Origin of the sequence: Shewanella sp. S1-49-MNA-CIBAN-0167, assembly GCF_040310145.1 — a bacterium.
GTDB lineage: Bacteria > Pseudomonadota > Gammaproteobacteria > Enterobacterales > Shewanellaceae > Shewanella > Shewanella psychromarinicola.
On record NZ_JBEOPO010000008.1, the window covers coordinates 31,165 to 45,530 of the forward strand.

A 14,366-nucleotide genomic window follows, 5' to 3' on the forward strand; every position below is an offset into this window, starting at 1 on the left:
ATCAGCATAAATCATCCAATAAAATGAACAACTTTGCGGTGTCGAAGTTTGATTTGGCAACTGAGGAAAAAAGCAATCTAGCGGTTAGTAACTCGATTGCTGAAGTCTATTGATCGACACGTAGATGTATCGATGGGTCGTTAACTGTGAGAGACACGCTTTGCTTCTGCAATGAGACAATCTCGTAGTGGGTTTTCACCGGTATCTTGACGCCAAATAAACGATAAATGGCGGTTTAAGTTTAACTCTGGCGTGGTCAGCATGACTAATTCTCCTTTGGCCACGTCTTTTTCTACATCTAAATAGGGCAAGCAGCTTAAATAAACCCCATTCTTGACTAAAGCCTTTAATAGCCCGACATGCTCATATTCTTTCCAGACATTTAATTTAACGATTAAGCCGTGGATTGCTGCATCAAAAATACGTCGCGTGCCAGCCCCTGGCTCTCTTAGCACCCATTTGGCTTGTTCTAATTGGGCAATACTAGTGCGTTCGTTTTGCGCGAACGGATGATTCGGTGAGGCGATAACCACAAGGTGATCATCAATCCAAGGTTCTTGATGTAATCGACTATCGTCATTGCGGCCTTCAATCACGCCTAAATCAAATTGATAGTCGAGGACCTCTTGAGCCACTTTATCGCTATTTTCGACTGCAATTTCGATTCTAAGTTCGGGAAAATCATTATCAATTTTACTAATAAGAGCGGGGAGTAAATGCTCCGCGGCCGTTTGGCTAGAGCATAATTTTACTGTACCGCTGATGATGTGCTGTTCATGAAGTCCAGATTCAATTCGATGGGCATCTTGCAGTAGTTTTTGAGCTTTAGGGCGTAACCATCGGCCCCAATGACTCAAAATAAGTCGATTACCTTGGCGAATAAATAATGGCCGGTCTAATAAGTGTTCGAGCTGGCTTAACGACATGCTAACCGCTGATTGGCTCATTGACAGTTTTTTGGCCGCAGCGCTGACACTCTCTAAACTTGCGACGGCATCGAAAACGGCTATTTGCTTAAGCGTATAATGCATGAAATACCTTATCTGTGGAAAAACAATATATAAAACAATATGAGTATGATCTGCTATTTTTGATTGCAGGTATAGGTACTGCTTCATAATTTGTGGGCTTGATACAAGAATACTGTGTTATTGGTCGAAAAAAAACTCATTGTGCTTAGGATTATTAACAATATTAGGTATTAATTAAATTATGTAACCTCAGCTCGGATTAAGGGATGAGATAAAGAGGTAAAAGAGTAGCATTTGTTTTGTTAATAAGGCGTATTAATGTGTTAATAGCCGTGTTAATAGCCGTGTTAATAGCCGTGTTAATAGCCGTGTTCATAGTGGCACTATGGCAAGTCAATACAAGGAGCTTAGTAAGACAAAGGATTGCTTGATGACAGTGTATTATCCAAACTTGGGTATAAATAATTATCATCGTAAATTGAGCGGATAAATTTGAATCGCTAATATCAATTGTGTGACTGATGATTGTGTTAGTCGTTATTTCAGCCGTTATCAATGCCAATACTGATGCCAGGTGTGTTGGCCACTTTGCTGTTTCTTTTTTGCGCATACTATTGAGATAATGAGTAGATAAAAAAACGGCATCTTAAGATGCCGTTTTTAACCAACCAATCAACCTACCGCTTAGAACTTATAGGTCGCGGTCGTATGGAAGAAACGGCCGACGTTATCGTAAGCTGAGCTGGTAGTATCTGTACCAGTATAGCCGTAAGGTAAGTCACGGTTAAACAGGTTGTCGATACCAAATTTCAACTTGATACCCGAGTCAAAGTTATAGGTAACTGCGACATCACTGATAAAGTAATCGCTAAATTCCATGTTGCTATTAGGATTGGCGTTTAATGCTAATTCTTTATCGGTATAAAGGCTCACACCTTCAACATAGCGCGTTCTCCAGTTAACATCCCAGCTATTAATTGAGTAACCTAGACTCCAGTTTGCTTGCCATTCAGCATAGCCTGCCGTGCCTGCAAGTTCCTCAAATGTATCAGGCTCATCCTGGAATGAGAAATCTTTACGTTTTAGGAGACGAGTCGCAATCAGGTTAGTGCGAACGTCGCCATTAAAGGCTTCAAAGATATAGCCAATGTCAAAGTCGATACCAGCCGCTTCAAGCGAGGCAATATTTAACGAGAACTGTCTAATTTGAGTAATCTCGTGGCTGGTTGGATCACGAGTAATCAAACTACAGTATTCGTTATCCACACCGGATGGCGAATCAACGCATCGATCGATAATATCCTGAGCACCAACGGCGCTGATGGCGTTTTCGATCTCGATATTCCAATAATCAGTGGTGATTGATAACCCATCGATATAATCAGGTTGATAAACAACCCCTAAAGTATAACTTTTTGACTCTTCGGCCTTTAGCTCACGGTTACCACCACTTAACCCTTCAAGGGTTTTATCGTCGTAGTCAGCATCAAAACCCGCTGGGATCCCCAATGCTGTACAATTGGCTTGGCGTAGGGTTGGATCGGCTAGATCATTTAAGTTTTTAGCTCGGCAAGAATCATTTACGGAGAAGAAGTTTTGGCTTGCTGCACCATAAAGCTCACTGATGTTGGGGGCGCGAATAGCTTCTGAGTATGTGGTACGAAGTCTGAGTTGATCATCGACTTCCCAGCTTAAACCTGTTTTCCACGTTGTCGCATTGCCAATGGTGCTGTAATCAGCAAAGCGCACGGCAAGATCTAAGTCTAACTGACGAACCATAGGTAAGTCGGCTAACAAGGGTAGCGTGATTTCAGCAAAGATTTCGTTGACATCAAAATCACCTTTGTCTTCACCGAGTGCATTAAAGAAAGTATCACTAGCATTGCTAGGCTCAAAGATTTCACTTTCTTCTTTACGGTATTCAACACCGGTAGAGAAACCAACATAACCCGCTGGTAATTCAAATATACCAGAGTTAGTCATGGTTCCGCCTAACACGGTTTGCTTAATAATGGAGGTTCCGGTTGAAACCGTATTAATGTAATTGATAGCATCTTGACTTGGGGCGCCAAAACCAAAAATGTTAACCGGTACACAGCCCGCATCTCTAGCATCTTGATCACGACATACCGCAACACCGTTTTCTAACACAGAATCAAGGGCGTTGGTATAATTGTCATAGACTAGGTTGTTTTTATTGACTCGTTCTAGATCGGTTTGACCATAAATGGCATAAACATCGTAATCCCAATAGTCAAGGACTACACCTTCAAGGCCGAATACATAGCGTTGGGTTTCGCGGGTATCATCTTCAATACGTGCACCCAAATCGGTCATAAAGCGGCGAATATTAATAGAGTCTAATGGCGCAGCATTACCCTCGCTATCTTTGTTTGCTTTCATTAACGCAACAAGTTCAGGATTGATAAAAGCATTATCAATTTGGACATCGTTAACCTGGTTACCGAAGAAGTATGCAGGGTTACCGAAGAAGTATGCAGGTTGACCTTCATCGGTGGATTGGCTGTTAACGTATTTAGCTTCAAAATAGACGTTATGGTTATCATTTAGCTGATAGTTAGTTTTAAAGTTAATGTTATAACGTTCAAATTCTGGCTGTAATTCAACAAATTGGTTTAAGTTAGTGAAGTCACAATCAGCACAACGAATGCCATCTACATTCTGACCGCTGTAGACATCTCTTAACGAGCCATCAGGATTAAAGCTTTTCCAACCGTCTAAATTGAAATTACCCGCATTACTAATGGTGTAATGACCCGCATTAGGTGTCCATATTTTGTCTGGATTTGATGGGTCATTGTTATCCGGTACGGTTGCACGATTGCTATTCGCTAAGCTCGTAAAAGCAGTTGACGTCTGATCTCGGTCAAACGCTCTCAATTGCTCTTGGGCGCTGTATTCAACGGCAAAGGCAACATTACCATCGTTTTGGGCAAAATTAGTACCATAAGATAATGAAAAACGATCTTTGTTATGGCCACTATCATCCGCCCAACCTTTGGTGGCGGATACATCTAAGCCATTGACATCTTTCTTTAAAATAAAGTTAACCACACCCGTTACTGCATCGGCACCATAAATGGCTGATGCACCACCGGTAATCACTTCAACTTTATCGATCCATACACTTGGGATGGTATTGATGTCGACAGATGAAGTACCCGCAGAACTTGATACATGACGCTTACCGTTCACCAGCACCAGTGTTCTGGCGGTACCCATGCTTCTTAAATCGAGCAAGTTAAGCCCAGAAGTACCGATAAAACGGCCAGAATTGGCGAGCGAATAAGTATTACCTAGCGCAGGTAACTGGTTTAAGGCTTCGCCAATATTGGTCACACCCGTTGATAATAATTCGTCGCCGGTAATGACGGTTACCGGTGTTGGTGCGACAGCGCCTTCGCGAATAATACGTGAACCTGTTACTGAAATCCTTTCTACAGGCGACGCTGTATTAGCAACGTCTTCAGCATAGGTATTGAATGTGGTCGCTGCTGAAACAGCAACGCCACTGATTAGCGCAAAGCGAATTGCTTTGGCTAAATGTGAATTAACTTGCATTTTCTCACTCCCAGAAATGTTTTTATTATGAGGTAATCATTCAGATCATTTTTAATATAAAAATGAAACAAAGTTACACCACTATTGATATAACCATACCTAAATAAAAAAACAATATTGGTTTAGCCGAGTGAGTCTCGAGTTGGTGGTTACAATTAATGGCCACCTTATTAACACTAAAGGTAATAAGTGGCAACATAGGTGTGGAATTGAAAGGAAATATTCCAAATTGTTAATGGCGTGCTTATTATTGGTACGACTTTGTTTTCGGATTGTAGGTTTTTTGATTTGTATTTAAGTAGGTAAAAATAAAATTGTTAATAATTTGTTTGTAAATTATTTTTAATTTTTAGGTGAAAAAATTTAATCTATAATTTTTTTTGAAGTAAATCACTGTTTTAACCTATTTAAAAATCTATTTATGTGTAATTGGAGAATATTAGCATTATGTTACAAACAATAAGTTTTAATTTTATTGGCCGTGAATTTCTCTTTACAGTGTGAATATTTATATGTTTTTTGTGATTTTTTATATGAGCCGGTGACTCTTGACTTAACGGGATAAACCGTTTGATTTATTCCACTTTTCGCAACACACCCCGTTTATAACGTGAATTGCTGAAATAAAAATGCCAGCAATATGCTGGCATCGACTAAATACTAATAGTGTAAAGAATCAATAATCATTGTTATTAGATTGATCCGTTAAGCAACGATTATTTTAACAACAGTCATTACTGCACATTTTCACTGTCGTTAAATTCACCAGCAAATAATACAGTCGATAAATAACGTTCTGCAGCAGAAGGCAATATAACCACAATAGTTTTGTCTGCAAACTCGGGTAATGCAGCGATACGGTTCGCGGCAACAACAGCGGCACCAGAAGAGATACCGACTAAGATGCCTTCTTCTTTCATTAACCGACGAGCCATCTCAATTGACTCATCATTAGTGACGGCTTCAACGCGGTCAATAATGGATAGGTCTAAGTTGCCTGGAATAAAGCCTGCACCAATACCTTGGATTTTATGAGGACCAGGTTGGATAGGTTGTCCAGCTAATGCTTGAGCAATTACAGGTGAGTCAACCGGTTCAACCGCCACAGACGTAATAGTCTTGCCTTGTGCTTTTAAATAACGGCTTACACCGGTTAATGTTCCACCAGTACCGACACCGGCGACAAATACATCCACTTCACCATCGGTATCATTCCAGATTTCTGGACCTGTGGTTTTTTCGTGGATTTCAGGGTTAGCAGGATTATCAAATTGACCAAGAACCAAGTATTTTTCAGGTGCCGATTGGCGAATTTCTTCAGCCTTATTAATGGCACCTTTCATACCTTTGGCGCCATCAGTCAAGATTAAGTTTGCACCTAAAGCTTTAAGCAGTTTACGACGTTCTAAGCTCATGGTATTTGGCATGGTTAAGGTTAATTTGTAACCACGTGCAGCAGCAACATAAGCAAGTGCAATACCTGTGTTACCCGATGTAGGTTCAACTAACTCAATATCTTTGGTTAATAGACCTTTTTTTTCTGCATCCCAAATCATGTTAGCGCCAATACGGCATTTAACGCTGAAGCTTGGATTACGAGCTTCTACTTTGGCTAACACCCTGCCATTGCTGACGCGATTTAAACGAACCAGCGGTGTGTTGCCCACAGTATATGAATTATCTTCGAAAATTTTGCTCATGGATTATTTGCTCCTATGTTTGCATTATCTAATCATAATCTGCTCAGCAGGATTTAGAAGTGAAAGTTTGTTCTGCCTTATTCTTTTTAGTTATTAATGGTAGCCTATTTATTCTAAATATCCTGTTTGCGGCGCTTTAATAGCCTTTTGAGTCGAATTAGCCTCCTTTAATGGTCTGACCATTAGAGAAATTTAATTTAGTATGCCAAGAATAAATTATAAAATACTAGAATGGCGTTAATCAGCAAAATGTTTCTATGTCGTGCCACCCAATTGACGAGTCATGATATTGATAAGTGCTTGTCAAACCTTCAATAAAACAGATCGATTTATTGATGTCGATGTGTCTGGCGCAGATGAGCTTTCGCTAACTCATTCACTAAAAATGGTAGAGTAAAATGAATAAAGTTGTGATTTCAGGAAGTGGTTTATATACACCACCTTACAGTGTATCTAACGACGAATTAGTTAACAGTTACAACAGTTATGTTGACCAGTTTAATCAACAGCATGCCGCAGATATTGAGGCTGGAAAAGTGCTAGCCTTGGCGTATTCTTCAAGTCAGTTTATCGAAAAGGCCTCAGGGATCAAAAGCCGTTATGTCATGGTAAAAGAAGGTATTCTCGATACCAACATCATGATGCCGTTAATTGCTGATAAGCCTTCTGAATCCTTGTCTATGCAAGCAGAAATGGGCATTGAAGCCGCGAAACAAGCATTACAACAAGCAAACTTAACGGCTGAAGATATCGACTTAGTGATTGTTGCCTGTGCTTATACTCAGCGAGCCTATCCGGCCATTGCGATTGAGATCCAGCAAGCCATGGGCACCAAAGGGTTTGCTTACGATATGTTAGTGGCTTGTTCATCTGCTACTTTTGCGATTGTGAATGCCGTTGATGCAATTCGAGGCGGAACCGCTAATCGGGTACTGGTAATCAATCCTGAATTAACATCACCGCAAATCAATTTCCGTGATCGTGACAGTCATTTTATTTTCGGTGATGTTGCCACCGCGGTGGTGGTTGAACGCGATGAATTATCGACATCTACTCATGCCTTTAGCGTATTGTCTACCCGTTGTGCAACGGATTATTCCAGCAATATCCGCAGTAATTTTGGTTTTGTTAATCGCTGCGATCCTGAAAATGCGACCACAGCTGATAAATTGTTTCATCAACAAGGCCGCAAAGTATTTAAAGAATTATTGCCGATGATTTACCAACATTTAGATGCCCAATTTAGCGACGAGCAAATAAAACCTGAAGAATTTAAGCGTCTATGGCTTCATCAGGCCAATATAAACATGAATTTATTTGTGGTGAAGAAGCTTCTTGGTGATAATGTTGAGCCCACTCAAGCGCCTATCATATTGGACGAGTATGCCAACACCGCTTCTGCGGGATCGGTTATTGCTTTTCATAAATTCAATCAAGATTTTAAAACGGGTGATCTGGGCTTGTTGTGCTCATTTGGTGCAGGCTACTCTATAGGTAGTATTGTACTTGAGAAGTGTTAATTGACTCGAGTTCTAGATAATAAAGCTGAATATATTGTGAGTGTTGATTGAAGACGATAGCACCACTATAACCAAAATATTAACGCATATGCTTGTTGAGGATTTTGGATTCTATGTGGATATCACCTGATATGTCGAGTGTTTTGGTAGTGTTAGGAATAATCAATAAGGCATAGTTATTGTTTTTAAAGGTTTAGAGACCATTAAAGCAAGCACATAGGTCAATAAATGTAGACCGCAATGTGGCAACAATCCCATGGGGAATTGTGCTGGAGATGTGTTTATTTCATTTAACTGTGGCGTGTCTATCATGAGTAATGAAACATTTGCACGCACATTGCTTCGCGCGGATGAGCGGATGAATAACAGCGCGCGGATGAATATTTGTCTAAAGCTAAACATGACAGTTGTTTCTCAATAAGCTATTTTTAATCAGAGAAACACAAAAAGGCCGTTGATGCTTAAGCATCAACGGCCTTTTTGTATTTAGCTTCAAGTCTGATAAAAGATGAGATAAATCGTTAACAACGAGTTTATTTCAAGTCTGCAATATCAAACTTGCCCCGTGTTTTGCTAACAAGGCCAATTGACGGATCAATAGTTGGCATACGGTCCGTCGAGACAATAACGATTATTGAACAAAGCGTTGTTTGATAACCTTTATTATCCACCATTGAGGTTATTTAAGGCTTGCTGCCATACGGATCCATTAACGTCACCATCAAATTCAATGTCTTCATCGATGGTGAGTATGTGAAATAAAACGGCTGGTTAGAAGCTGGCAACGCGGTAAAGAGGAAAACGGCTCAATACTAAAGCCAGTGTAAGGTCGTTTATCTGGAGTAAGTCGTTAGCTGGAATTAAATCGTTGATCACTATTATTGTTGGCAACTCTTTTTCATTTTTATTATTGCCCTTATTATTGCAGACAGTTATCGCAAAAAGTGGCGTAGAAAAGACATTAACACCTAGGTCCAACGGGTATTAAAGTATCGTAAAATTGTCTCGGAATGTTAAATTAGTGCGGGGGATATAATGAAAAAGCCCGATGCTAGGCATTGGGCTTAGGCTGTGCAATCTAGGTGATGACGCTTTGGGCTATTTTTTTATAGATTCGCCCTCTATGGATTAGTCTGGGGCGATAGCGTTATTTTTATAAGCCTCTCGATATTTATCGACCCACATTGCCGTTGCACCACAAATGGCGACTGGCATGACGACAAAGTTAACAATGGGGATCATTGAAAACAGTGTCACAGTAGCACCGAAGCTAAAACTAGACCCCTTGGTATTTCTCAGAGCAAATTTCATGTCATCAAAACTGACTTTATGATTATCAAATGGAAAGTCGCAATATTGAATCGCCATCATCCATGCTGTAAATATAAACCATAAAATGGGTGCTGCGGTTTGACCGACAATAGGTAACCAAAATAAGACTAAAAACAATAATGCTCGTGGCAAGTAGTATTTAAGTTTTATCCATTCTCGGCCAAAAATACGCGGTAAATCTTTAATCATATCGACGGAGTTACCGGTATTTAAGCTTTTCCCTGTGAGGTGTTGTTCTACCTTTTCGGCCAATAAGCCATTAAAAGGTGCCGCAATCCAGTTCATCACTGAGCTAAATAGAAATGACATCACCACTAACATCGTTAATACCGCTAATGGCCACAACAGAAAATTCAACCAGCTTAGATATTCTGGAAGTTGACTATCCATCCATGTAAATAGCTCTGTTAATTGTCCTAGCGCAAAATACATCGCGGAGGCAAATAAGACTAAATTGATCATCAGTGGAATAAAAACAAATGAGCGTAATCCCGGTTGTTTAATTAGTTGAAACCCTTGGATAAAATAATTTACACCACTCTTGTTACCGATTTTCGAATTGCTGACCATTAAGACTGCCTATTCTGTGACTTATATAATTGATTTTGACCAGCCTAGCGCAATAAAACAAGTGATAAACGGTGTCTAAAGGATAAAAATCGTTACAAAATGGATCTCAATTGCTAAAGTGAACTGCTTTTTCCATTTATAGCGTACCTGAACTGGCAACATGAAATTAAAACACATAAAACTTGCTGGATTTAAGTCGTTTGTAGACCCAACTAAAATCCCATTTGATAATGCCTTGTCGGCAATTATCGGCCCTAATGGCTGCGGAAAATCCAATGTGATTGATGCCGTGCGCTGGGTGCTGGGTGAAAGTTCGGCAAAGCAACTACGTGGCGATTCTATGACCGATGTGATTTTTAACGGCTCATCGGCACGTAAGCCTATTTCTGTTGCGGGTGTCGAACTGGTGTTCGAGAACATTCAGGGAAGGCTCACTGGCCAGTACGCCAGTTATCAAGAAATTTCGGTTAAACGACAAGTTAATCGTGATAGTGAATCAAATTATTTTTTAAATGGCCAAAAATGTCGTCGAAAAGACATTACCGACTTATTTATGGGCACTGGCCTTGGGCCGCGTAGCTATGCCATTATCGAGCAAGGTACCATTTCACGCTTAATCGAATCTAAACCTCAAGAGTTAAGAGTGTTTATTGAAGAGGCTGCGGGCATTTCTCGTTATAAAGAGCGCCGTCGTGAAACCGAAAACCGTATTCGTCATACCCGTGAAAACCTCGAACGTTTAAATGATATCCGGGTTGAGCTCGGTACCCAGTTAGACAAATTATCGCAACAAGCAACAGCGGCTCTGCAGTATCGAGAATTAAAAAATAGTGAACGCCAGTTACATAGCCAACTATTGGTTATGCGATACCAACAACTGTCGCTGCAAACCGACAGACTCGATGCCGAAACCGCTGAACGTGAGCTCAAGGCTGAAGCGTTAGCAAAGACCGCGCAGCAAGCAGATACCAGTGTTATCGAGCTGAAACAGCAATTGGCAGAACTCAGTGACGGCGAACATAAACTGGTGGAACAGTATTACCAAACCGGTAATACCATGAGCAAACTTGAGCAACAGCTTGCACATCAGCAGCAACAAGACACCCAGTTGCAGCAACAAATTCAACTATTACAGCAGCAGATCCAACAAGCTGACGATAAGATTGTCGATATGAACCATGTTCATCAGCGATTGGTTGAGCAAGTTAATACTCATCAACCCGCTTATGAACAGGCGAGTCAGGCGCTTGAGCAGATCGATGAGCAAGTCTTTGCTATTGAAGAGACGTTTGATGCTCAGCAACGTCAGTTAACCCAGTATGCCGAAACCTTAGCCGCCAATAAAATGCAGTTAGCCCTGAGCCAATCAACCCTCAGTCACCAGCAGCAAAGTTTACTTCAAGACCAGCAGCATTTATCACAATCACAGCTTGAACTGGCGGCGTTAACCCAACAAGATGGGCAACAACAGTTGCAAAGCAGTGCCACAGAATTAGCCAGTATTGAACAACAACTCAATGATAAACAGCTGCAACACAGTCAGCTTGAACTCTCATTAATCGAGCAGCAGCAGGGCGTGACTCAAGCTAGCGATACTTATCAAACACTAAAGCAATCGGTGACTCATCATCATTCACGATTGCAATTTATTGATGAGCTGCTTGCGGATCATACCCAAGATGATGGCCAACAATTATGGCAAGTGATTGAGGTGGTGCCAGGTTGGGAAAAAGCCGTCGACAACGTCTTACAAGGATTAAGTCAATTACCTGTTTTAGCGCTGGACCAAACATCCTTGTTAAGTGTTACAGAACCATTAGTAGGTTTTGAACAGCAACATCAAGTGGTTTATCCCGCATTAACGACCCCGGTAAATTTAGCGCCGTGGTTACAAAAAGTGGTGTGGGCGTCGAGTGTCCGTGAAGCAAAAACGATATTGCCGACATTGCAATCTGATCAATATATTGCCACCCAAGAAGGCTTGTTGATTGGCCATGGTTTTGTACTTAACCCTAGTCAGTCTGGGCAATCGGCGATTGTCCTAAGCCAAGAACGATTAAGCTTAAGCCAGCAATCAGCCGTGCTTGAACAGCAGCTGTCATCGTCTCAACAAGCGTTAACATCGTTAACCCATATCGCCACGTCAACTCAGGTGGCACTGAGTCAATGCCAACAAAGCTGTCATCAGTTACAGATCCAACAAACAAAACTGCACTCGTTAGTGACCAGTTTAACTCAGCAAATGGTTGAAAAACGCGATAAACAACAACAATGCAGTCAATCAATCGCCAAGCTCGAACAGCAAATATGCGATAAAAAAATGCAAGTAGAGGTCTTTGAAGAACACGTCTCGACCCAAGAAGATGCATTGTTACTGGCGATGAATCAACACGACGTTGCCCAGCAAGCTTGGCAAACGAGTCAAGCTCAGTTACGTGAAACCAAAGCCATTCGCGGTGATGCTGCTAATCGTGTTAAGCAGCAGCAAACACAAGTGCAACAACATGCCACCCAACATGCATTAAGCGAGCAGAAATTAAAGCAACAACATGAAAAACAGACAGAATTAGCAAGCCAATTATCTCAGCTACAACAAATGCTGCTCGACAATCAGCAACAACGAGGTCAACATCATTTAAGCCAATTATCAACACAACTGGCACAAGCTCTTGAGCAACAGCAAGCCCTGCAGCGACAATTACAACAAAATCGTTCCCAACAAGCAGAGCTTCAAACTAGCTTAGACAGTTTAGTATTGATGCAAAAACAACAGCTTGTAGTGTTACAAGACTTGACTCAAGCGATAAGCACGTTAAAGTTACGTCGTGAGGGCTTAAAAGGGCAGGCGAATGCGCAGCTGCAATTGCTGCAAGAACAGCAAATTCAGCTACAACAAGTCATTGTCGAAATCCCTGAACATGCATCTGTTGATGTTTGGGCGCAACAGCTTGAAAAAGTAAAACAAAACATTTTACGTTTAGGTGCCATCAACCTTGCCGCCATTGAAGAATTTGAATCGCAACGAGAACGAAAAGCCTATTTAGACAGTCAAGACGACGACTTAAATAAAGGGTTAGCGATCTTAGAAGACGCTATCCGTAAGATAGACAAAGAAACCCGAAGCCGTTTTAAGGCCACATTCGAAACGGTAAACCATGACTTAGGGCTACTATTTCCAAAGGTATTTGGCGGGGGAAAGGCTTATTTGGCATTAACCGGTGATGACCTGCTCGAAACGGGTGTTACTATCATGGCACAGCCGCCAGGTAAGAAGAATAGCACCATACATTTACTAAGTGGTGGAGAAAAAGCGTTAACCGCATTATCATTAGTCTTTGCTATTTTTAGACTGAATCCAGCACCTTTTTGTATGCTCGATGAAGTCGATGCACCTTTGGATGACGCCAACGTCGAACGTTTTTGTCGCTTACTGAAAGAAATGTCACAAAGTGTGCAATTTATTTATATCAGTCATAATAAAATAACAATGGAAATGGCTGATCAACTTATTGGCGTTACTATGCATGAACCTGGCGTTTCAAGGATAGTCGCAGTGGACATTGAAGCCGCCGTCGCCATGGCTGACGCGGTATAAATTAGGAAGACAGGGAATCTAATGAAAGATTTACAACTTGTGTTGTTCGTATTAGGCGCAATCGCAATTATTGCGGTGTTAGTGCACGGTTTTTGGTCGATTCGTAAACAACAACCTAAATCAATGAAGCAAAGTCCGATGGCTGGATTTTATAAAGACCAAGCTGAACGTACAGACTCTGAAGGTTTTGACGCAGATGGTATTGGTAAAGTGCGCGTGCGCAAATCAGATGACATTGAAGAACCCGTTGTTAAGCCGATACTTAAGACCCAGTTAAGCCAAAAATCCAATCCGAGCGAGGCTAGGTTATCGGACACTCCACTACGTGACTCGTTGCGTCAGCCTGATCCTAAAAAGTCTAAGCCTGCCCATGTTGAACCTAAAGCGGCGCACCCCACTCAACAAGCGTTATTTGTTGACGATGAGGTTCAACCCGAACCCACTGCAAACGTGTCAATGAACACCCCTAAAAAGATATTTAATCCTTCAACCAGTACGGCCAAGTTAGAAAGCTACACAGGTAAGCCTACTGTAACCAAACCGGATCCGATTAAGCCAACGGGGCAAGCTGCAGTGCCTAAAGTTGATGCTGAAGTTGATACTGAAGTTGACCCTAGCGTTAACATTAATCCGCCTGCGGATGCGCCTGTTAATGAACTTGCTGAGCCTACCGATGTATTAGTGCTGCATATTGTTGCTAAAGAAGGTGAGCAAATTCAGGGAGCAGAATTACTGCCAAGCTTGTTATCGCTTAATTTTAAATTCGGTGAGATGGATATTTTTCATCGCCACATTGATAATGCCGGCACGGGCAAGGTGCTGTTTTCACTCGCTAACATGTTAAAACCTGGCATCTTTGACCCAGATCAAATGGAGCAGTTTGTCACTCAAGGCGTGGTGTTATTTATGACATTACCTTGTTATGGTGATCCGTTAATGAACTTTACCATAATGCTGAACTCGGCCTATCAAATTGCCGATGATCTCGGTGCCCAATTATTAGACGGACAACGTCAACCTTGGTCAGATGAGACCAAAAAAGATTATCTACGACGACTGAATGCGGCGTAGGTAGATATTTTTATTAAGGCCGCAG

General features: G+C 41.3%; 7 protein-coding genes. 3 read left to right on the top strand and 4 right to left on the bottom strand.

The window, feature by feature from the left end:
- Positions 1 to 140 precede the first annotated feature (140 nt).
- From AAEZ00_RS05280 to cysK, 3 genes are all read right to left on the bottom strand, one after another.
- Positions 141 to 1,031 (bottom strand): LysR substrate-binding domain-containing protein, encoded by an 891-nt coding sequence (locus AAEZ00_RS05280; RefSeq protein ID WP_124011791.1) that lies wholly within the window; start codon positions 1,029 to 1,031, stop codon positions 141 to 143.
- A 624-nt stretch (positions 1,032 to 1,655) separates the two neighbouring features.
- On the bottom strand, positions 1,656 to 4,553 hold the full coding sequence (locus AAEZ00_RS05285; RefSeq protein WP_351088417.1) for a TonB-dependent receptor domain-containing protein: 2,898 nt from the start codon (positions 4,551 to 4,553) through the stop codon (positions 1,656 to 1,658).
- A gap of 734 nt (positions 4,554 to 5,287) precedes the next feature.
- A complete protein-coding gene (gene cysK, locus AAEZ00_RS05290; RefSeq protein ID WP_101032142.1) occupies positions 5,288 to 6,253 on the bottom strand; it encodes a cysteine synthase A in 966 nt (321 codons plus the stop codon).
- A 398-nt stretch (positions 6,254 to 6,651) separates the two neighbouring features.
- Here cysK and AAEZ00_RS05295 point away from each other — a divergent pair, with 398 nt between their 5' ends.
- The gene (locus tag AAEZ00_RS05295; RefSeq protein ID WP_101032141.1) at positions 6,652 to 7,773 is read left to right on the top strand and encodes a beta-ketoacyl-ACP synthase III; all 1,122 of its coding nucleotides are present in this window, start codon (positions 6,652 to 6,654) and stop codon (positions 7,771 to 7,773) included.
- A 1,128-nt stretch (positions 7,774 to 8,901) separates the two neighbouring features.
- On the opposite strand, the gene cysZ is transcribed toward AAEZ00_RS05295, so the two are convergent.
- Entirely contained in the window at positions 8,902 to 9,675 is a 774-nt protein-coding gene (gene cysZ, locus AAEZ00_RS05300; RefSeq protein WP_101032140.1) for a sulfate transporter CysZ, read from the bottom strand.
- Positions 9,676 to 9,835: 160 nt separating this feature from the next.
- Between cysZ and smc the strand changes: the two genes are divergently transcribed.
- Both smc and zipA read left to right on the top strand, forming a co-directional pair.
- On the top strand, positions 9,836 to 13,270 hold the full coding sequence (gene smc / locus AAEZ00_RS05305) for a chromosome segregation protein SMC (protein WP_351088418.1): 3,435 nt from the start codon (positions 9,836 to 9,838) through the stop codon (positions 13,268 to 13,270).
- A gap of 21 nt (positions 13,271 to 13,291) precedes the next feature.
- Entirely contained in the window at positions 13,292 to 14,341 is a 1,050-nt protein-coding gene (gene zipA, locus AAEZ00_RS05310; RefSeq protein WP_101032138.1) for a cell division protein ZipA, read from the top strand.
- Positions 14,342 to 14,366 lie beyond the last annotated feature (25 nt).

Bases quoted from the DNA above. Each gene is read 5' to 3' on its own strand.
- cysK (WP_101032142.1), bottom strand. From the start codon at position 6,253: ATGAGCAAAATTTTCGAAGATAATTCATATACTGTGGGCAACACACCG.
- AAEZ00_RS05285 (WP_351088417.1), bottom strand. From the start codon at position 4,553: ATGCAAGTTAATTCACATTTAGCCAAAGCAATTCGCTTTGCGCTAATC.
- AAEZ00_RS05280 (WP_124011791.1), bottom strand. From the start codon at position 1,031: ATGCATTATACGCTTAAGCAAATAGCCGTTTTCGATGCCGTCGCAAGT.
- cysZ (WP_101032140.1), bottom strand. From the start codon at position 9,675: ATGGTCAGCAATTCGAAAATCGGTAACAAGAGTGGTGTAAATTATTTT.
- zipA (WP_101032138.1), top strand. From the start codon at position 13,292: ATGAAAGATTTACAACTTGTGTTGTTCGTATTAGGCGCAATCGCAATT.
- smc (WP_351088418.1), top strand. From the start codon at position 9,836: ATGAAATTAAAACACATAAAACTTGCTGGATTTAAGTCGTTTGTAGAC.
- AAEZ00_RS05295 (WP_101032141.1), top strand. From the start codon at position 6,652: ATGAATAAAGTTGTGATTTCAGGAAGTGGTTTATATACACCACCTTAC.